Source organism: Algoriphagus aquimarinus, from assembly GCF_900112005.1.
Lineage (GTDB): Bacteria > Bacteroidota > Bacteroidia > Cytophagales > Cyclobacteriaceae > Algoriphagus > Algoriphagus aquimarinus.
The window spans coordinates 220109-242305 of sequence record NZ_FOKK01000004.1 but is presented as its reverse complement, the minus strand read 5'-3'; the positions used below and the strand labels follow the sequence as shown (position 1 = coordinate 242305).

General features: G+C 40.8%; 12 protein-coding genes. 7 read left to right on the top strand and 5 right to left on the bottom strand.

Going from position 1 to position 22197, the window contains the following annotated elements:
- The first annotated feature begins 14 nt into the window (after positions 1-14).
- The 3 genes from BM291_RS06925 (at position 15) to BM291_RS06915 (ending at position 4693) form a co-directional block, all read left to right on the top strand.
- Positions 15-1505, top strand: coding sequence for a RagB/SusD family nutrient uptake outer membrane protein (locus BM291_RS06925; RefSeq protein WP_092895673.1), 1491 nt, complete (start codon positions 15-17; stop codon positions 1503-1505).
- Between the two features lie 77 nt (positions 1506-1582).
- On the top strand, positions 1583-3040 hold the full coding sequence (locus BM291_RS06920) for a sulfatase family protein (RefSeq protein WP_092895671.1): 1458 nt from the start codon (positions 1583-1585) through the stop codon (positions 3038-3040).
- A 12-nt stretch (positions 3041-3052) separates the two neighbouring features.
- Positions 3053-4693: a sulfatase family protein gene (locus BM291_RS06915; protein WP_092895669.1), complete on the top strand. Its 1641-nt coding sequence runs from the start codon at positions 3053-3055 to the stop codon at positions 4691-4693.
- Positions 4694-4761: 68 nt separating this feature from the next.
- Here BM291_RS06915 and mnmA read toward each other — a convergent pair whose 3' ends face one another.
- The 3 genes from mnmA to BM291_RS06900 all read right to left on the bottom strand — a co-directional run bounded on the left by mnmA (position 4762) and on the right by BM291_RS06900 (position 8191).
- Positions 4762-5976: a tRNA 2-thiouridine(34) synthase MnmA gene (gene mnmA, locus BM291_RS06910; RefSeq protein ID WP_092895667.1), complete on the bottom strand. Its 1215-nt coding sequence runs from the start codon at positions 5974-5976 to the stop codon at positions 4762-4764.
- 102 nt (positions 5977-6078) lie between these two features.
- Positions 6079-7353, bottom strand: coding sequence for a serine hydrolase domain-containing protein (locus BM291_RS06905; RefSeq protein WP_092895958.1), 1275 nt, complete (start codon positions 7351-7353; stop codon positions 6079-6081).
- A 163-nt stretch (positions 7354-7516) separates the two neighbouring features.
- Positions 7517-8191 (bottom strand): ROK family protein, encoded by a 675-nt coding sequence (locus BM291_RS06900; protein WP_092895665.1) that lies wholly within the window; start codon positions 8189-8191, stop codon positions 7517-7519.
- 249 nt (positions 8192-8440) lie between these two features.
- Here BM291_RS06900 and BM291_RS06895 point away from each other — a divergent pair, with 249 nt between their 5' ends.
- Genes BM291_RS06895 through BM291_RS06880 form a run of 4 tightly spaced genes read left to right on the top strand, consistent with a single transcriptional unit; the run spans position 8441 to position 17684 of the window.
- Positions 8441-11788: a transglutaminase family protein gene (locus tag BM291_RS06895; RefSeq protein ID WP_092895663.1), complete on the top strand. Its 3348-nt coding sequence runs from the start codon at positions 8441-8443 to the stop codon at positions 11786-11788.
- A gap of 40 nt (positions 11789-11828) precedes the next feature.
- Positions 11829-14369: a circularly permuted type 2 ATP-grasp protein gene (locus BM291_RS06890; protein ID WP_092895661.1), complete on the top strand. Its 2541-nt coding sequence runs from the start codon at positions 11829-11831 to the stop codon at positions 14367-14369.
- Positions 14366-15247 (top strand): transglutaminase family protein, encoded by an 882-nt coding sequence (locus tag BM291_RS06885; RefSeq protein WP_092895659.1) that lies wholly within the window; start codon positions 14366-14368, stop codon positions 15245-15247. The genes BM291_RS06890 and BM291_RS06885 overlap by 4 nt, the downstream gene beginning before the upstream one ends.
- A 58-nt stretch (positions 15248-15305) precedes the next feature.
- Positions 15306-17684 carry a GAF domain-containing protein gene (locus BM291_RS06880; RefSeq protein WP_092895657.1) on the top strand — a complete coding sequence of 793 codons (2379 nt, stop codon included), beginning with the start codon at positions 15306-15308 and terminating at the stop codon, positions 17682-17684.
- Here BM291_RS06880 and BM291_RS06875 read toward each other — a convergent pair.
- Both BM291_RS06875 and BM291_RS06870 read right to left on the bottom strand, forming a co-directional pair.
- Positions 17652-21296, bottom strand: coding sequence for a BamA/TamA family outer membrane protein (locus BM291_RS06875; protein WP_092895655.1), 3645 nt, complete (start codon positions 21294-21296; stop codon positions 17652-17654). The genes BM291_RS06880 and BM291_RS06875 overlap by 33 nt on opposite strands.
- Positions 21293-22141, bottom strand: a complete 849-nt coding sequence (locus BM291_RS06870; protein WP_139229056.1) for an SdiA-regulated domain-containing protein — start codon at positions 22139-22141, stop codon at positions 21293-21295. The genes BM291_RS06875 and BM291_RS06870 overlap by 4 nt, the downstream gene beginning before the upstream one ends.
- Positions 22142-22197: the final 56 nt, after the last annotated feature.

Here is a 22197-nt window from a genome sequence, read left to right as displayed (position 1 = left end):
AGAACAGACAGATCATGAAAAATATAAAATACATACTAATACTATTCGTAACGGTAAGTTTGACTTCATGCATGGGCGAATTCTTAAAAGAGTCGCCAGAAGACAGATTTGTCCTCACTAATTTCTATAGCAGTCAATCAGATGCGGAAGCAGCTGTGGCAGCAGTCTATCAGAAATTATATGTGCTCTATGAGCGGAATATGTTTATTCTGAATGAACTGCCTGCTGATACTGAGAAAAATGGGTTGGGAATGCCTAATCAATATCTACAGAACCTAGAGTTTTTGAGACATACTTCAGAGAATCAATTTACTAGGGAAATGTGGCTCCAGTGTTATTCTGGTATTGGGAGAGCAAATACTGCCATTATCAATATACCATCCATTGAAATGGATGAGCAAATTAGAGCGCGGTTGGTAGGAGAAGCGAAGTTTCTAAGAGCCTTGTATTACTTCAATTTGGTTCGTTTCTATGGAGATGTTCCTATGATTTTGAAGTTAGAATCAGTGGAAGATGCACTAGGAGCTAGAGTGCCTACAAGAGATATTTACACGCAAATCATTGCTGATCTGACAGACGCAGAATCTAGTCTTCCTAGTATCTATAGCTCAAATAATATAGGAAGAGCTACCAAGGGAGCAGCGAAGATTTTGCTCGGCAAAGTCTATCTAACTATGCAGGATTACTCTAAATCAGCCGCAAAATTGGCCGAGGTAATCAACAATGAAGGTGAGTATGGCTATGGCCTACATGAGAACTTTAGAGACAATTGGAATCCTGCTACCGAAAATGGTCGAGAGATGGTCTTCAGTATTGAGTTTATGGACCCTCCAGGAGATGGGAATGGTGCCATGGTACTTCAGGGACCAAAGTATTCTTTACCAGGTGGATTTGCTGTTTTGGGATTGGTTAATTCCAATGAAGCTGATATTCCTACGCGGGATTTGTATGATAGGTACACAGATGATGACGAAAGAAAAGCAGGAACTTTTAGAACAAATTTCGTGAGTCTTATAGATGGATCTATCCATACTTCTACTATTCCTATCTACACGAAATATTGGGAAGAGAATGAGCCTAATCCAAACAACAGCGATGCAAATATGCATGTAATCAGATATGCTGATGCTATCCTTATGTATGCAGAAGCATTGACTGAGACTGGACAGACAGAGCCTGCTGCTATGCAACTTAACCGAATCATGGAAAGGGCATACAACTCTACCTCTCACAATGTTTCCGGCCTAGCGGCTGATGAGTTGCGTGAATTAATCTACGAAGAGCGACACAAAGAATTAGCTATGGAAGGTCATAGATGGTTTGATCTGGTTCGTACAGGTAGATTTATTCAGCGAATGAAAGAGCATGCTGCCTATGAGGCAAGTGTATCTGAAAGCAACAAGGTGGAAATTGCCCAAAACCTCAAAGATTACATGGTATTAATGCCAATTCCTCAGCGAGAAATAGACCTTAATCCAGCCTTAACGCAGAATCCAGGTTATTAATTGAACAGCAAACCACAATTCTGGAAGGGTTTAAATATCACCCTTTCAGATTTTTTCACACCCATTAATAGAGCTTTATGTACAAGAGTATTATACTAGGTTTAGGCTGTGCATTTTTCACTGTGTTAATTTCTAAGGCTCAGGAAAAGCTGCAACCCAATATCGTGTTGATTTATGCAGATGATCTTGGGTATGGAGACTTAGCCAGTTACGGGGCTTTGGATTTTGAAACTCCAAATCTTGATAAATTAGCTGCAGAAGGCATGCGCTTCACGAATTTCGAAGTTGCTCAGGCTGTGTGCAGCGCGTCCAGGGCGGGAATTCTTACTGGCACTTATCCTAATCGTTTGGGATTAAGTGGAGCTCTGAATCCGCATGCCACCATTGGTTTGAATCCAGAAGAGGAAACTATTGCAGAATTGGTGAAAAGAGCTGGGAACTATAAAACAGCTTTGTTTGGTAAATGGCATCTTGGTCACTTACAACCTTTTTTGCCCTTACAACAAGGTTTCGATGAGTTTGTAGGGCTTCCTTATTCCAATGATATGTGGAAGTGGACTTATGATATGCAGCTGGCAACTGAGCAGACACACGCCAGAAAAGCAAGCTTCCCAGAATTGCCACTTATGGCTGGAGACACGATAAATAGTTTTATCGAAGATCTTGATGATCAGGCTGAACTTACCACGCGGTATACGGAAGAAGCTGTAAGGTTCATCTCTGAAAATAAATCGGATCCATTTTTACTTGTCGTTCCTCATTCTATGCCGCATGTACCTTTGGCAGTTTCCAATAAATTCAAAGGGAAAAGTAAGCAGGGATTGTATGGAGATGTAGTAATGGAGATTGATTGGTCTGTAGGTGAAATTATGAAAGCTTTAGAGCAAAATGGATTAACAGACAATACTCTGGTAATCTTTACCTCTGACAATGGCCCATGGTTGAATTTTGGGGATCACTCAGGATCTGCCGGTGGCTTGAGAGAGGGTAAAGGTACAAGCTTCGAAGGTGGTCAACGAGTGCCATGTATTATGAGATGGCCAGGCCAAATCCCCGCGGGTATTGTAAATAATAAGTTAGCCTCTACACTGGATTTCCTGCCCACTTTTGCGGAAATTCTTGATGTCCCTTTACCGGAAAAGAAAATAGATGGCGTGAGCATTTTGGCATTGATGCGAAATGAAGAAAATGCCAATCCAAGAAAAACCTTCAATTACTATTATCAAAAAAATGCTTTGGAAGCAATAAGGCGTGGTAACTGGAAATTGATTTTTCCTCATGAGCATAGAACATACATAGGTTCTGCACCTGGAAAAGATGGAGTAGATGGAAAAACCAAGCAGGAGACCATCAAGATGGCTTTATTTGATCTTCGGAGAGATCCTGGAGAAAGATATGATGTACAAAAAGAGAATCCTGAAATCGTAGCTGAGCTAATGCAACTAGCTAACCAGGTTCGCGATGACTTAGGAGATGATCTCACGAACAACCCGGGTAAAAACCGTCGTGAACCAGGGCGAATTACTAACAATTAAACTTTATTAGACATGAATTTCAATAAACTTAGGCTTTCCACCTTTGCTGCTGCAGTTGCTTTTTTAGCAATTAGTTGTGAAACTAAGGTGGAAGAAAAAAAGGATGAAAAACCACCTAACATCCTGTTTATTATGGCGGATGATCATGCATATCAGGCAATAAGTGCCTATGGTCATGGGCTTAACGAAACACCAAATATAGATCGTATTGCTAAGGAAGGTGCGATTTTCACACGTGCCACAGTCACTAACTCCATTTGTGCTCCTAGTCGTGCGGTATTGCTGACAGGTAAGCATAGTTTCATCAATGGTAAAGTAGATAACGTGCAGCCATTCGATTGGGAACAGGATAATTTCCCAAAACTACTTCAGGCTAATGGGTATCAAACTGCTCTAATTGGTAAAATTCACTTGGACGGTTTACCGACTGGTTTTGATTATTCCATGGTTTTGCCCGGTCAAGGGAATTATTACAATCCGGACTTTTTGGTAAATGGAGAACGGAAAAGGTTTGAAGGATATGTGACGGATATTACGACCGATGAAGCGTTGAAATGGCTGGATCAAGGTCGTGATAAAGACAAACCTTTTGTCATGATGTATCATCAGAAAGCACCTCATAGGAATTGGAAACCAGCTCCTGAGTATTTGACTTTATATGATGATAAAGATTTCACTCCTCCTGCCAACTTTTTTGACCAAGAAACAGGCTATGCTGGTAGAGGAACTGCTGCTCGTACACAAGAGATGGAAATCGACGGTGAAGCTGGATGGGGACATGATTTCAAAATGGTAATAGATCCATATGGAGATAGTACTGGTTTTGATAAAGAGTTAGCCAGATTCAATCCAGAGCAATTGGCACAATGGAATGCAGCATATGATCCAAAAAATGAGGCTTTCAAAAAGGCTTTTGGACAGGGTGATGAGTCAACTTTCACTACAGAGAAAAGACGTGAAATTGCGCATTGGAAGTATAACCGATACATCAAGGATTATTTGAGAACCATCAAATCTGTAGACGATGGAGTAGGTGAGGTTTTGGATTACTTAGAGGCAAATGGACTGGCAGAAAACACAATAGTAGTTTACACTTCAGATCAAGGATTTTATCTAGGAGAACATGGATGGTTTGATAAGCGATTTATGTATGAGCAGTCCTTCAGAACTCCGCTTTTGGTACGTTATCCTAAAGAAATCAAGCCTGGAACTACTATAGATAAATTGGTTCAAAACCTAGATTTTGCTCCAACATTTCTTGATTACGCAGGAGTGGATATCCCAAAAGAAATGCAAGGTGAATCATTCAGAAAACTCGTAAGTGGGGAAAGTGGGGAATGGCGGGATGCTGTTTATTATACCTATTACGAATATCCTTCTGTGCACATGGTCAAAAGACATTATGGAGTTGCCACTGAGCGCTATAAGTTGATGCACTTCTATTATGATATCGATGAGTGGGAAATGTATGATTTAAAAACTGACCCTCAGGAAATGAAAAATATCTACGATGATCCAGAATATGCAGATGTTCGAGCGAATATGCATGAGAGACTACAAGGACTCCGAGATAAATACGGGGATAGTGATGCAAACGATAAAAAATATTTAGATGCCTATATGGAGGTCTACAATAAGAGAAATAATAGATAGATTGAGTAACAAACGGAAAACCCAAGAGAGCTATCTCTTGGGTTTTTTTATGGGATATTGAGTTTTGATTAATATATAGTCCCCGAACCAATACATTCCTCACCATCATACCAGGCCACAAACTGGCCTGAAGCCACGCCTTTCTGAGGCTGATCGAAAATGACATAGAGGCCATTTTCTTTTTGGATCAAAGTAGCTCCAGAGAGCGGTTGACGATAGCGGATGCGTGCTTCGTATCTTCTGGTTTCTCCAATGTTAAGTTTCAGGTCTTCGCGTATCCAATGGATCTCGTCAGTTTTCACAAAAAGTCCATCTCGAAGTAATCCAGGATGTGTTTCTCCCAAACCTGTGTAAATCACATTCTCGCTGGTATCCGTAGAAATCACAAATAATGGTTTGCCAGTTCCTCCCACATGAAGCCCTTTTCTTTGGCCAACAGTGAAGTAGTGCGCACCATTATGCTCTCCAAGTACTTTTCCCTGATTTTGTGAATAGTGAATAGGTAGAGAGATAGCATCCAACGTTTGCTGATCGTAATCTTCTGGAGCTATTCCTGCTGGGATTTGCTTATTCTGATAAATAGCAAGCTCTTCAGGGATTTGTATAATCTGTCCTTTTTTAGGCTTCAACTGCTGCTGAAGAAAATCAGGCAATCTAACTTTTCCAATGAAACATAATCCCTGACTATCTTTTTTATCTGCAGTAATCAGATCCTGTTCTTTGGCTTTTATCCGTACATCTGGCTTTTGCATATGCCCGATTGGAAAGAGTGCTTTTGCTAACTGACTTTGATTCAATTGGCATAGGAAATAACTCTGATCTTTATTTGGATCGGCCCCTGCAAGCAATTGATAGGCTGTTTTGCCATCTGCACCAATAGTTTCACCTTTTTGGCAATAGTGTCCAGTAGCTACAAAATCTGCTTTTAGCTTTTCTGCTGCTTTCAGAAAAATATCGAATTTGATCTCTCTATTGCAAAGAATATCTGGATTGGGAGTTCTGCCGGCTTTGTATTCAGCAAACATATAATCCACAATTCTATCCTTGTATTCCTCACTGAGGTCAATCGCTTGAAATGGAATTCCTAGTTTCTCTGCCACCAGCATCGCATCGGTGGAATCTTCCATCCATGGACAGTCGTTGGAAATGGTGACAGATTCATCGTGCCAGTTCTTCATGAACATCCCGATGACTTCGTAGCCTTGCTCGATAAGTAGGTGAGCGGCAACGGAACTATCGACCCCTCCGGAGAGGCCGACTACTACTCTTGGTCTTGTCTTCATGTGCTGTAATAAGTAATGGATTCAAGGTCCATTAGGTTACAATGTGATCAGAACAGTATTTTTTGCGAAAATGGTTCTGATTGGGACAAAGTTAATGGAAATCTATTTGGATTCTGCGGGCTTGTATTTGCCGTACACGGCATCCTTAAACTTTTTGTGAAGCTTAATTTGATCGTATGGAAAAAGCTGGACGAAAAGCACGGCAGTGATCTCATTCACGGGGTCAACCCAGAAAAGTGTACTGGCTGCGCCATCCCAGAATAATTCACCCACAGTTCCATTCATCTCATCAGCGCTGGCAGGTGGTGCCACTCTCACGGCGAAATCAATTCCAAACCCAACATTTCCTTTGCTTGGAAGCCATGATCTTTCGGTTACCGAATCTGGGAGCTGGTTAGAACTCATCAGTTGCACTGTTTCAGGCTTGAGGATTGTTGCTCCTCCAAATTCACCCTTATGAACCAGCATTCTGGCAAAAGTCATGTAATCATCCAAGGTAGAAGTAAATCCAAATCCTCCAGGTGACAGTGGCCATTCGTTGATATTGAATCTATGGGCTTCTTCATTTGGCATTTGTTCCAGCTGACCTTCGCCAGTTCTCCGGTAAGATGCAGACATTTTTATTCTGTCGGCTTCAGGAACGAAATACCTTGTTTTGCTCATTTTAAGTGGATCAAGCACATGCGTTTGCACATATTCTTTGTAAGGAATCCCTGAGATTCTCTCTACCAAAAAAGCCTGTACATCTACGGATTGACCGTATTCCCACTGCGTTCCTGGCTGAAACCAAAGTGGAACTTCTCCAATTCTTCTAGCCATTTCTGTCAAATCAATCTCAATACTTCTTGGATCTTTCTCTGCCAGAATATCGCTTAGACCAGGAATGTCTGCTCTATTTGGAAAACCAGCCGTATGGCGCGTGATGTCTCGAATAGTGACAGGTCTATCAGCAGCTACAAGTTTGATGTTTCCATTTTCATCCACTCCATCGTAAACCATCATGCCAGCAAACTCAGGCGCGTGTTTCGCGAGGGGATCATCTAATTGAAATTTCCCTTTTTCATAAAGTGTCATTAACGCAGTTCCAGTGATAGGTTTGGTCATGGAATAGATCTGCACAATCGTGTTTCTTTCCATTTTGACCTGATTTTCCCGATCTGCATAGCCAAAAGCATTGTAGTAAACCTCCTGATCTTTCTCAAAAATCAAAGCAGAAACCCCAGCTATATTTCCACTTTCCACAAAGCTTGAAAGGGTAGAATCAATCCTTGCTCTGACTTGGTCATCTACAAGAAAAGTGGGGGAGGATTTTTCCTTTTCTTGGCAACTGCTTGAAAAAACAAGAATTGCAAAAGCATACAGAAATAGCTGTTTCATGTGTTTACTATTTGATTTTCTAAACCCATATGGAATCTCGCATGCTAATTCATCATTCCCGTTAGGTGTGATTGGTTCATAGCAGTCTACCTTACGTAAGCTCGATTTCATAGATTTGGGTATAGGTTAATTTATTAAAAAATGAAACGGCTAAACTTAGTATTTACAGCTTGAAATCCTCTTCCCAGAATCGGAATCCGCCCTTGAATGCATTTTCGTTTGTTCCCAATCTACAGCCTTCAGGAATAGTGGTGAGCAATTTGGAATTTCCTCCTCCCAGAAGAATATCATCTGGTTGAAAAGCTGCTTTGAAGTATTCAACTGTTTTCTGTACGTTTTTCTCCCACCTTTTTGAACCGCTTTTGACAAGGTATTCTTTCCCTACGTACTCTTCAAACGTCTTCTTCTTAAATGGTAGGTGTCCACCTTCCATAGGGATAATTGAATTGTGAATGACCATCGCAGTTCCCAGTCCAGTGCCAAAACCTAGAAAAAGCAACTTTTTACCCTCATAACTACCGAGAGCTTGCATGGCTGCATCGTTAATAAACTTTATTGGGCAGTTGAATGCAGCTTGGAAATCAAATTTACTCCAGCCTTCTCCAAGGTTCACAGGCTCGGAAACTATTCTATTTTCTTTGACTACCCCTGGGAAACCCATGGTGATCATATCATACTCCCATTGGAAAGCATTTTCTTTCACGAGTTCGACCATCTCTTCGGGCTTAAAATCAGCTCCAGATGGGATTTTAATACGTTCTTCAGCACCTGTAGCCAGGATTTTTACATTTGAACCCCCTATGTCGATTACGAGGATTTTCTTTTTGGTTTTTTCCATTCATTGAAACTAAATAGAAATGTTTACTTACCGAAGAAGAAATTGATTCAATTCTGAATTTTTGATTAAAAAGAGCATTGAGTTAAAGCAAATATAATTTTGGATTCAAATGATTTTTCTTAGGTCAAATGCTGTGATCTCACCTATCTTACTTTAAATTACAAGTAATACCAGCGACCCAGATAACCCAAATCATAGTTATTCAAGTAATGATTTGATCCTTTTGAAACAGAATTTTCAACCTAGCCTATGTCTATCAAAGTTGCTATTCGGCACTATACTAAGTATGAGTACGATCGTCACATCAATCTAAGTCCTCAGGTCATTCGACTTCGTCCAGCACCGCATTCACGTACACACATCAAAGGCTATTCTTTGAATATTAAGCCTGAAAATCACTTTATCAACTGGCAGCAAGACCCTTTTGGTAATTATTTAGCGCGAGTGGTTTTTCCTGAGAAAGTCAAGTTTTTCGAGATTGATGTGGAAGTAATCGCTGATATGGTGGTGATCAATCCCTTTGATTTTTTTGTAGATGATTATGCATCAAGTTTTCCCTTTGACTATGAGGAAAGCCTAAAAGTTCAACTTGGTCCGTATTTGGAGATCAAGGAAAAAGACCCGCTGCTGATGAAATTGGTAGAAAAGGCAAAAGGCTTAATTACCAAAGATATTATCACCGTGGATTATCTCGTAGCGATCAACGCTATGATCAATCAGGAGTTGAAATATAATGTCCGCATGGAACCAGGGGTACAATCCTGTAGCGAAACGCTAACGATCGGTTCAGGTTCGTGCCGTGATTTTGCATGGCTATTTGTTCAGGTTCTCCGTCATATAGGGATGGCTTCTCGTTTTGCTTCAGGCTATCTCGTACAGCTGACCGCAGATGAGAAATCCCTTGATGGACCTTCTGGACCAGAAGAAGATTTTACGGACTTACATGCTTGGACAGAAGTTTATGTGCCTGGAGCAGGTTGGATTGGTTTGGATTCTACATCTGGCTTATTTGCTGGAGAAGGGCATATTCCACTTGCTTGTACTCCAAATCCTCAGGATGCAGCGCCGATTTCTGGTATGTCTGAGCCAACTGAGACCGAGTTTTTCTTCAAAAACGAAGTTACTAGAATTGAAGAAACTCCCCGAGTGACCAAACCTTACTCTGAAGATCAATGGGCACAAATTCTAGCGGTAGGCGATACCGTAGATGAAGACTTGGTTGCCAATGACGTGCGACTTACGATGGGAGGGGAACCGACTTTTGTATCAGTAGACAATCAAGATGCGCCAGAATGGAATTCCGATGCAGACGGTGAGCACAAGAGAAGCCTTTCCAATACACTTTTTCATAAACTTAAAGGCGAATTCGGGGAAGGCGCACTAATGCAATACGGTCAGGGTAAATGGTATCCCGGTGAGCCTTTACCTAGGTGGAAATTGGCTTGCTTCTGGAGAAAAGACGGTAAGCCCATGTGGCATAACGATGCTTTGATGGCTGATTTGTCCAAGGATTATGGAATGGGTGATGCCGATGCGGAGAAGTTCATGTCCGAATTGGTTAGCCAGCTGAATCTGGACAAAAGCAATTTGACTCCACTATATGAGGATCCATTCTACTTTATTTGGCAGGAAGGAAAAGTCCCTGTAAATATTGATCCATACAAATACGATCTGAAATCACCTCTTGAGCGTCAGAAATTGGCGGAATTGCTCAATGAAGGTCTGGATAAACCGGTCGCATTTACTATTCCCCTTGAATGGGATGTCGACGAAAAACTGTGGCAAAGTTGCCGCTGGGAATTCAGGCGCAAAGATTTGTTCCTAATGCCTGGGAATTCTCCAGCTGGATTAAGGTTGCCTCTTGACTCAATCGAATTTACTCCGCCTGCAGAAGAGCCGATCAAGCCAGAAACAGATTTATTTGCAGATGTGCCCGAATTGCCAGATTCGGACACTAAATCAACAGAATTCAAGGTAAAACCTAAGAATTCAAAGCGAATTTTCAAGACCTCCCTAGTAGTTGAAGTTAGAGAGGGTAAGTTGTTTGTTTTCTTTCCTCCTCTTAACCGCATTGAGAATTACCTTGATTTGGTGTCTGCAGTGGAGCGAACTGCCGAAAAGCTTGAAATTCCGATCTTGATCGAAGGATATGATCCTCCTTCGGATAAGCGTATCGAAAAGATGATGATTACTCCAGATCCTGGTGTAATCGAAGTGAATATTCAGCCGGCAAAAAGCTGGAAGGAAATCACGAATAATTATGGAATACTCTATGAAAAAGCCCGTGAATCGCGTCTCATCAGCGAGAAATTCAATGTGGATGGAAAGCATACTGGTACTGGTGGTGGAAATCACATCACGCTAGGAGGCTCGTCTCCAGAAAATAGCCCGCTTTTGCGGAGACCAGATGTTTTACGAAGCTTCATCACTTATTGGCAGCATCATCCTTCTTTGTCCTACCTATTTTCCACTCAGTTTATCGGCCCAACTAGTCAGGCTCCTAGAGTGGATGAAGGCAGGGACGATATGCTGTATGAACTAGAGTTGGCATTTCAGCAGGTACCTGACGGCAAAGAAAATGAAATTCCATTCTGGATGGTTGACCGGATTTTTAGGAATTTGCTGGTAGATATTACCGGTAATACTCACCGGGCAGAGTTTTGCATCGATAAACTTTACTCGCCAGATTCTAGCACGGGACGCCTTGGAATTCTTGAATTCAGAGGATTTGACATGCCTCCTCATTATAGAATGAGTATGGTTCAGTTGCTGTTGATACGTTCATTGATGAGCTGGTTTTGGAAAGAGCCATATAAGCATAAGCTAGTAAGATGGGGAACTTCTCTGCATGACAAGTTCCTACTTCCTCATTATTGTCAGAAGGATATGACAGAGATTGTTAATGACCTGAAAGGCGCTGGATACAATTTTGACATCGCTTGGTTTGATCCGTTCTTCTCTTTTCGCTTCCCTTTCATTGGGGAGTTACAAGTAGAAGACATTCATATAGATATGAAGATGGCTATTGAGCCTTGGCACGTCTTGGGCGAAGAGATGTCCAGTACCGGTACGGCTAGGTATGTAGATTCTTCTCTAGAAAGATTGCAGGTAAAAATCACTGGCTTGACGGATTCTCGCTATCATTTGCTTTGCAACGGACATAGAATTCCTTTGAAGAACACTGGTGTGCAGGGTGAGTTTGTTGCTGGCATCAGATACAGAGCGTGGCAGCCTTATTCTGCTTTGCATCCTACCATTGGCATTGATACGCCACTGGTGATTGATTTGTATGATACCTGGACGAAGAAGTCGGTAGCAGCATGTCAATACCATGTCGTTCATCCAGGAGGTAGAAGCTATGACAATTTCCCTATCAACAGCAATGAGGCTGAATCGCGTAGGATTTCACGCTTCTTTGACTTTGGTCATACCATAAATAAAACTCCTAATGAACCTATAACCGCTGTGCAGGATGATCAGCAGTCAGGAAGATATATCACTAAAGTGAATGTGGAAACAACCTATGACGATTCACCAGAGGTAGTTAATCCTGAATTTCCGTATACAATGGATCTCAGACGGTATAAAAAACGATAATTGTTTATTATTTCAAGCTTATTTGGGTCAATTTTGAAACATGATTGAGTCTTATCTTATTGACAAAATGTTCAATAATGCGCCGTTTCTGGATGAAATGGCAACCGACCAAGGTAAAATACATCCCCATTGGGAACGATTGGCAAAATACTACGAGCAAATCGGCTCTGAGAAAATGGAACAGTTTCACGAGGAAGTTGGTCGACAGCTTCGTGAAAATGGAGTAACCTACAATGTTTACGGAGATCCAAATGGCATGAATAGGCCGTGGATTTTGGATCCTGTTCCCATGGTATTCAGCAGTGAAGAATGGGAGGGAATCGAAAAAGGTTTGCTTCAGCGTACTGAATTATTAAACCTAGTCCTTAGTGACTTATATGGTGATCAAACACTTATCAAAGAGGGGCATATTCCATTTGAATTGGTTTACAATCATGGAGGTTTCCTAAGGCAGGCTCACAATATAAAATTGGATGGAGATCAACAGCTCATCCAGTATTCTTCCGATTTGGCGCGTGGGCCAAATGGTAAAATGTGGGTTCTTCATGATAGAACTGATGCACCTTCTGGCTCGGGATATACATTCGAAAACCGAGCAGCCATGACCCGTGTTTTCCCTGATCTTATTCGGGAAAATCATGTGAGGAAAATAACGTCATATTATCAGACTTTCAAAAACACACTTAGTAACCTAACTACTAACAATAAGGAAAACCCAAGAGTAGTTTTACTTTCTCCTGGGCCTACCAACGAAACCTTTTTTGAGCATGCATACATCTCATCATTCATGGGATTTACGCTTGCTTTTGGTGAAGATCTGACGGTAAGTGATGGATATGTATGGCTAAAAACCATCAAAGGACTTGAGAAAGTCGATGTAATTATCCGCCGCGTGGACGATGTTTTTTGTGATCCTTTGGAATATAGAAACGATTCACACCTCGGAGTTGTAGGTCTTATGGAAGCAGTAAGACAACGAAAAGTTCTGGTGATTAACCCGCTGGGATGTAGAGTTTTAGAGAACCCGGGTTTAATGGCCTTTTTGCCTAAAATCAGCAAGCATCTGCTAGGTGAAGATCTTATTTTGCCATCTGTAGCTACTTGGTGGTGTGGTCAACCTAAGGAAATGAAGTATGTTTTCGAACATATTGACACATTGGTGATCCGGAATATTTACCGAGGAACACAGAAGAAATCTGTTTTCGGAGGAGATCTCTCGAAAGCTGAGTTGGAACTTTTGAAGCGAGAAATTCGCCGTAGTCCATACATGTACGTAGGGCAGGAGATGGTAGAATTTTCGACTACCCCTTCGTGGATCAATAATAAACTGGAAGCAAGAAATGCTGTTTTCAGAAGTTACGTTGTTGCTGACTCTGAAAATAAGAGTTATAAAGTAATGCCAGGTGGACTCTCACGAAGTTCTCCAGAAGAAGGTGCATTTTTAGTATCTAATCAAACAGGTGGAATCAGTAAAGATACTTGGGTGCTAGGCAAAGGAAAGGATGTCACAACTTCCATTACAAAGCCTATAAAAATTCAGCCATTGGTTCGAAATGTACTTCCAAGTCGTACTGGAGAGCGTTTATTTTGGCTGGGGAGATATCTGGAAAGATCAGCATATTCTGTGCGTCTGATGCGTATGACCTTACTTTCGTACAATGAAGTGGACGAGGATATCCACATTCATGAGAATCCAGTCTTAAGCACATTACTACAAACGCTCACAGTGATGACAGGCACGTTGCCAGGATTCACTGTCAAAAAGAATCTGAAAAATCCAGAAGCTGAATTGCTTGCTTTAGTGCATGATGTGAAGAAATCTGGTAGCATAGCTTATTCGATTCAGTCCTTTCTTACTAATGCTTACTCAGTTAGAGATAGGTTGAGTTTGGATACTTGGAGGATATTAGACAGTATCTCGGAAGAGCTCACTCGTATGCGCAAATCAGACACGAATCTTACGCAAGCTTACCAAAGCTTGGATAATATGGTGGTGAAATTGATGGCTTTTTACGGGCTGAATATTGATAATATGACTCGTGAACCCACTTGGCATTTATTAAATATTGGGCGATTTATTGAGTCTGCTGCTAATAACTGTATGATTTTGAGGGGAATGCTTAGTAAATCCTTTGATTCTGAATCAAATAAAGAATTGATGGAGGATACACTGCGTTGCAATGAAAGCTTGGTCACCTACCGTTATCGCTATCGATCCAATCTTGAGATGCATGGCGTACTGAGTTTGTTGATTTTGCATGAAGACAACCCAAGGTCACTTGTTTTCCAATTGCTGGAGATTGACAGTCACCTGAAAACACTTCCAAATCAAGATGAAAAAGAACTTTTCAGCATGGAGCGTAAGAAGCTATTAGAAGCAATCACCAAAATTAGATTGTGTGACATCCAATCTCTGTGTGTACCTAATGAAGATAGCCAAGAATTTGATGAATTAACAGCTCTTTTGAATCAGATCATTGGCCTTCTGCACGAAACTTCTGATTTTATTTATGAGAAATACTTTAGTCACACTGAAACGAGATACAGTATGATTCAATCCTCTGTAATTCCTGAGATATGAAATATAAAGTCACACATATCACAGATTATATCTACGAGTTCCCAGCTACTCTTTGTCATAACCTGATGTTCCAAATTCCTCCAAATCTACCTTTTCAAAATGTGGAAGAATATTCCTGTGAGATTACCCCTAAACCAAGTTCAGAGATAGAGAGGACCGATTTTTTTGGAAATAAGTACCTGTATTTCTCTGTGGAAAGATCTCATAAGAACCTAACTGTAAGCTCCAAAAGTGTCGTTGAACTCACGGTTCCATCATGGATTTCGGTGAAACCTTCCAAAACAATGCCTTGGGAAAAAGTGGTCGAATTACTTCATTCCACAGAAACTTCTACGGATGTCCGACAATATTACTTAGAGTCGAACCACGTTCAATTTGTGGATGGGATACGTGCTTATACGTTGAAATCTTTCACTCCGGAGCGACCAATAATGGAAGCGATGCTTGATCTGAATACTCGGATATTTCGTGATTTTGCTTTCACTCCGGGATTCTCAGATATCAGTACTCCGCTGGAAAAAGTGTTTAAACACAAAAAAGGAGTCTGTCAGGATTTTGCACATTTCTCTCTGGCCTGCTTACGGGTAATTGGATTGTCTGCTCGATATGTCAGTGGATATTTAGAGACTTTGCCTCCTCCAGGTAAGCCAAAATTAATAGGTGCAGATGCTTCACATGCTTGGATTGCAGTATATATTCCAGGGCACGAATGGGTGGAGTTTGATGCGACAAATAATCTCCTGGTCAACGATAAGCACATCCGTGTGGCAGTAGGGCGAGATTTTGCAGACGTAACCCCTCTAAAAGGAATCGTCTATAGTGGAAGTGAGCAGGAAATGAAGGTCAGTGTAGACGTGAGGAATCTGGATGATAAGTAGTCGTTATTGAACTTATCTTCTTTAAAAAAGGTATTTTCCAGTAACTGACTAGTTACAAATGGATTCACTGGATAAAATCAAAGGGAATATCAACAGCTCTTTTTTAGACTTTAAGCTTTTACTTGAAAGATGGGAAGCACTTGCTGATAATATTCATCCTAGCACTTGCCTGTATCACGATTACTTAAATCGCATAAGAAATTTCCCTCAGTTGCTGGAAGCTGACATCAATCCTGAAGTTTTAACGACTGATGAAAATAGACTTGGCTTTGGTTTGATTCTTAGTTCCTTATTTCCACTTTCTGGACAGGAGGACAAGAAGATTCTAGCGATCTCCAAACCTTTTGAATATAATCCTATTTACGCTACTCCTGCCTTTAAAGCTCAATTTTTAGATGAAAATGGGGGAATGAAGGCTCCCGACGATCTAGATTATGAACGGATCTCATTTGATAAGATGGTTCATATATATGGCATGATTCTAAATCAGTTTTATGGAATAAAAATGAATCAATTTCCTCCAATGATTTTCAAGTTCAGGGGAAATGATGGTGTAAATAGACATTACCAAATTGAACTGAATTCTCAGTTTGTTCGAATAGTTGCAAAAGCTCCACTGCCTAAGCTTGAAGATCATTCGGATTTCTGTACCAAAGCTGAACCTTACCAATTTGAACTAGAGCGCATCAAAGAATTGCTCCCTTTAGATCTTTTCGAATTTCATGGTTTTATAATCATGGAAGCAAATGATTTGACAGTGTCTCAAAGTGTCGCAACACTCAATGAAGCCGTACTCAAGCAAGATCAGGTAAGTGCAGAAGAGTTCATGTGGATCGTAGAGGACTCTGTGAAAAGTCTATTGAATAGAGGTGGTTTAAAGGTTGGTTTGGCAGTTCTTCAAAATATTTCCGGTAGGATAATAATGTCTGAAAGTCGGCTAGCTTACAGTTATTTGATTCGACAGCTTTTTACACCTGGTAGTGACGAACCTTACCATGCGATCATGGAATTTCTATCTAATGTGAAAAAACCAATTTTTCTAAAAGATCTTCAGAAAGCAGGAGATGAATTGCCACTAGTAAATCGTGTTCTAGACATGGGGCTGCAGGAAATAATACTGTATCCATTGCGCCATAATGGTAATCTGGTAGGGGTTTTAGAAATATGTTCCTTCGAAAAAGGCAAATTTGATCCTTTGATGCTTCACACATTGGATCAATTAGCTCCCTCACTTTCTCTTGCTTTAAATAGGCAAGCTGAAAATCTTGATTATAAAATTAAAGCCATTATCAGGAAGAACTTCACCGCAATTCACCCAGTAGTGGAGTGGAAATTCGACGAAATTGCCTTGGATTATGTGCTAGAGGAAGAAGAAGGAAAAAGTCCTGAGATCAAGCCTATACTTTTCAAGGATGTCTATCCATTGTATGCGGCGGTTGATGTCAAAAACTCTTCGATTGAGCGAAATAGAGCAATCCATGATGACTTTGTTATCCAATTGGATAGGGGAAAGGCTATTTTAGAACTCGCTGGTAAGTTGCATTACTTGCCTTTACTAGACAGTCTGATCGACCAAATTGATGAATACAAACGTAGGATTAATCTGATTTTGCTCAGTGAGGAAGAAGTACGGATCACAGAGTTTTTTCATCGGGAGTTAGAACCTACATTTCTCCACCTAAGTGAAACATACGATGACTTGAAAGGGGAGGTGAAAGCATACTTTGATGGATTGGATCCACAACTTGAGATTGTCAATCAGCACCGTAGAGCTTTTGAAAAAAGCCTTCAGTTAATCAACCATACGGTGGGTGCTTTCATGGATGAGCAGGAGATGAAGATCCAGCAAATTTTCCCTCACTATTTTGAGAAGTTTAAAACCGATGGCATTGAATACAATATTTACATTGGTCAATCCTTGGTGAAAAATCAAAAGTTTGATAAGATTTACCTGAAAAACTTAAGGCTTTGGCAGCTTCAGAGCTTGATAGAGGTCTTTCATCTAATTGAGAAAAAGAAACCTGAATTGGAAAGTCCACTGGAAATCACTCAACTCATTCTGGCACATAGTACACCTATTTCCATCAGTTTCAGACTGGATGAGCGAAAGTTCGATGTGGAAGGGGCTTATAATATTCGATATGAAATCATGAAAAAGCGAATTGACAAAGCGCTGGTTTCAGGAACTCAAGAACGCCTGGTGCAGCCAGGTAAAATAGCTATTGTCTATTCGCAGAAGCGGGAGGCCAAAGAATACTTGGATTTCATTAATTACCTACAGAATAAAGGACAGCTAGAAGATCAAATTGAAGAGCTGGAACTGGAGGAGATGCAAGGAGTGCATGGTCTGCGTGCTATTCGTGTATCCGTGACCCCGAAATCTAACACTACGGAAGATGATTTATCAAAATTGATATCCGAAGGAAAAGAAGGGTAAGAATTCTTCCTCGTTGAATCCTACAGAGAAAGTAGCTACCAATTGATTAAGCGGAGCTAACCAGATTCCTGCTCCATAGGAATTGTGCCATTTGTCTGATTCTTCGTTTTTGACCCATACACGACCAATATCATTGTATGCCAACACGCCAACGGTAGCCGGAAGTATATAGGTGTTTAAATTGAATACTCGAATTCTAACTTCGGTATTATTGTAAGCTACTGCATCACCATTAAAGCGGTACCTTCTGTATCCGCGGAGATTATTTAGACCTCCCAGCGTTTGGCCTTGGAAAAACTCATAGTTCCCCCAGTTTTTGCCAGCCCCAAATCTGCTTGCCCAGACTAATCTAGATGGGTATCGGAATGACCAATACAAGGCAAGTTCCCCGTCTATACTGGTGAAATTCTGAGAATGATCATTAAGTCCCCACATTCTTTTTGCTTTTCCTTCAAAGTATAGTCCTCTAGTAGGAAGCGCTTTATGATCTCTTCTGTCAAAAACTACTTTACCCGAAAGGCCAGTATAGAATTTGGCTTTATCAAGTATGATCTGATCCAGGCCACTTTCAGCTGAGGTAATGAATTTGTCGGCATTGTCATCTGGGTCAAAACGATAAACCTGATAATGTGGGCCTACAGTCAAACTCCCACTTTCTCCCAGTTTTGCTTGTAAGCCTCCGTATAATTCATACCAACGAAATCTAGATCTATAAAAATCTACGTCATAGGTATCGTCATTGTACTCAGACTCATTTCCTAATCCAAAGAAGTTAAAAGCATAGTCTGGAGCACGTACATCAGCCTTCCAAACCAGATCAAGATTCCCTAGGATATCTACAGCATGACCATTGTATTCTATATTAAATGCACTGGATTTTATCGCGTAATTCCCTACAATAGATTGCTGTATGGCAAATGGTTCTTTTTTGAATCCTTGCTTCTCCCAAAGTACTCCTGCGCCTAAGAAGATTCCATCGTCCTTATTGATTGCTACAGAAGCAAGAGGCATGAGCTTATCATACTTGAATTCTTTCCTATTGTAAGTTAAATAGGATAAGGAAGGTGCATATTTGATTTTAGCGCTTTCACCAAGTTCGATGGGAACCGCATCTTTAGGATTTTTGTAGATGAGCGTATTCTTCCTTTTTGTGCTTCCCTTGTCTTCATAGGTTTTTTCGCCTTTACCAGGAATCACCCTCACTTTGATTTTACCTGGACCTTCACCCTTAAACTTGAAATTATCGTCACCCTTTAATCCATAAAGCCGAATTTCCTCAGTTTCCTCAGGCAAGAAAGTTCTATGGTAAAGTTTCTGCTCCAAGTCTCCAGACTTATCGATTTTCCTGACTTCTACTTCTACACGTCCGTCCTTGTGATACTTTACTTCAAAGTCCTCATTTTTATTAGATCCAACCACAGTTACATCCTTTGAGAGGAAAGCATAGTGCTTGAGCATTTCTTCTTTGAGCCAGGTTTTACGCTGTCTAAGCTTCGCCTGAATCTCAGGCGCATCTTTCGCTGATACTTCCTCTGGCCAGTCTCTGAATGCGTCTGAGATCGCTTGATCGGTCATCTTTGCGGTTTCTTTATCCAAGGCCTTCTCCCAATCCTCCCGATCTAGCTCATTGAGAAAACTCCGGTCAAAATACCTACCGTTGAACATGAAGCCAGAAACAAAATGAGGAGCTTCAAAGTCAAATCCCTGAAACTTGGGACTTGCCCATTTTCGACTCGCAATCTTTGGAAATAAACCTTGGTTCAGGAAAAAAGCCTGATCTCTATCTCTAGGCATAGGAGTGAACTCCCAGCCATTTTTTCCTTTTTCACCTATCCATCGCCATTGGTCATCATGCCTATCCCAATCGGCGATCCAAAGGTCAAAAATCCTAGCATTCAGAACCGTTTTCTGCTTGACTTGATGATCGTTATCATAACGGATCTTTTTGAGCATTTTGTCTGTGCTGAAAAATTCTATATCATCAGGATCATCTTTACCGGCTATTTCTCGCTCTTCAAACAGGTACAACTCATCTCCAAAATCTTTTCTATAAATCCCCAGCAATGGATCGTCAGGCAAATAGACAATCTTAGGATTTGTATGAACTATCCCAACCTCCTCAGCGAGTCTCGCCACTGCCAATGCACCATAGGGGTGAGAGGAAGAAATTTGATCCTGAATTATCTCTTTGGCAATAGTCTGCCTGAGAGGTGCAGAAAGTGCGTTCTCAGGATATTTGTTGATGGAACGCATTACATATTCCTTCCCATCTTGGTCTGCAAGTCTCAAGGAGCGAGTTTGCATTCCCCCACCTTTTTTAATAATAGTTAAACCTGATTTGGCCTTAGTCAGGTCTATTGCTTGAAAAGTGGCTGGTATAGCCCAGGTTTCTCGGTAGTTTTTTCCTAAGAAATTGTAGTAACCTTTTCCGTGTAGGTACTGCGTAGAAATAGGTCGAGTGACTTCATCTGGTAGGTTGCGGCTGAAAAGTTCTAATTCCGAAATATTATCTGCAAAGGGTTTGACCAATTGAGTTTCATAAAGTGGCTCCTCCTTTAGCGGATCAAAAAATGTAATTCTTACCTCATGGTCTTCATAAAAATCCAAAGCCGCATAGCCTTGCTTGGTGTAAGTAAATTCAGCGGTATTATTTTTTTTGATATAAGTACTTTTTGCTCCAGCTCCACTGATTATATAGTGCACATTATCCTCACGAGTATAGGCCAATCCATGCTCATGGCCGGCAACTTGGATCACATTCGGATGTGTGTCAAAGATCCTATCCATAGCTTGGATCATTGCTTCATATTTGGGATGGGAAAGATCCTGAATGTCTCCAAACCAGCTTCTATACAAAGGATAGATGGAACCGATAATAGGCAACGGAATATAAAGATTTGGAGATTTGACTGTTAGGGGAAATAGATGGTCTTTCCAGCTATAACCACCGTTGTGAGGCCCATAGGATCGAAGAGGATGATGCATAGCTACTAGGATGGTTTTATCCTGATTTTCCTCTAATACATAACCTATTTCAGCTAAAACCTCTTCCTCGGATTTGTAACCACAGTCTGAATCTGCAGCTGGTCTGTCTTTGAGGTGAAGCCACCATTGGCTATCTAAAGTGATGAGTATAGTCTCCGTGTCCAGCTCTATTACATTCGGGCCAGGACAACCACCACTCGGAATCCACAGCACTTTGTCTTCTGGATAATTATCCAGCACGTATTCTTCAGCACGAAGTACTGCATTCCAGCCATCAGTTTTTCCCTGTTCCCAATCATGGTTACCAGGTACCATCCAGATTTTCCCAGACAGGTGTTGGTACAGATCGAGTTGTGTTTTTAATATCAGTTCGGCTTGATCCCTATTATCCTCTTCAAAATTGGGCATTCCTCTCGGGTAAATATTGTCACCCAAATAGATGATGTGTGAAGTAGAGTTTTTTTCATTTTGAAGCTTCTTGCGAATATCCTCTACCACTGGGTGATGCCCATTTTCCATTTCGCCTGCATCACCGATCAAGTATATACGAAACTTTCGAGGTGCCTCCTGAGCTATGAGAAAAGTGGAAACAATGCTAAAAATGAGGAGGAGGACAATTTTCTTCATGGATGATAATCAAATTTCAGAATGTTTGGTTCACCGTCCTGAGCTTCATTTGATATGTACATATTCCCTTTTGGGTCAAAGGTTATTCCCTCTGGCTGTTTAAAAGTCTTAGAGTTAAGCAGGTATACTTTTATAGGTTTAAAATCTGTGTCGGTTATCAACAACCATTTGCCAGTTGAGGAAAGTATATAGAATAGGTTTTCTATAGGATGGAGAGCAGCTGCTGAAGGCTGTATATCTAATTCTTTTGTGCTTTGTCCAACAAGTAGAGGCTGTATTTCTTCTCTTTTCAATGTTGCGAAGGGGAGGGGATCATAGCTTTTGGATGTCAGGTCAAACCGAAAAATGGAGGCTTGTTCAGGTCCAATGTCCCATTTACATGCCTTGCAGAATACATACAAATTTGTCTTAGAGGAAACAATTGCTTCCAAGTCTCTTTTTTCTTTGATAGGAAAATGATGCTCACTAGTTTCTGTGTTTTTTGCAAGTGGAGAATTGACTTCATAGAGTGTTCCATTACTCTGGAGGACCCAGGCTACGCCATCCACCACCAATAAATCTTCTATATCCTTATTTTTTGCAAATTTACCCTTCTTCAGGATTTTGCCTGTTTCAGGATCTAACCTATAGATAATGGAAGATTCATCTTCTATAGCCCATAGCTGATCTGCTCCAACCCACTCCAAGCCAGAAACCTCTTCCATGTCATGTTGAAGCTTGATTTTCTGGAATTTTTCCAGATCATAACCTTCAGGAAATGGCATTTTCCCCAACTCCGAATCATTAGAGGTACATTGTGTGTTTAGAAATAGAAGTAAGACTAATATCTTAGAAAAATACATCATTGTTAATTTGTTACTAATTACCTTGAATATAGTATGTTCAAAATAAGTCAATAGCT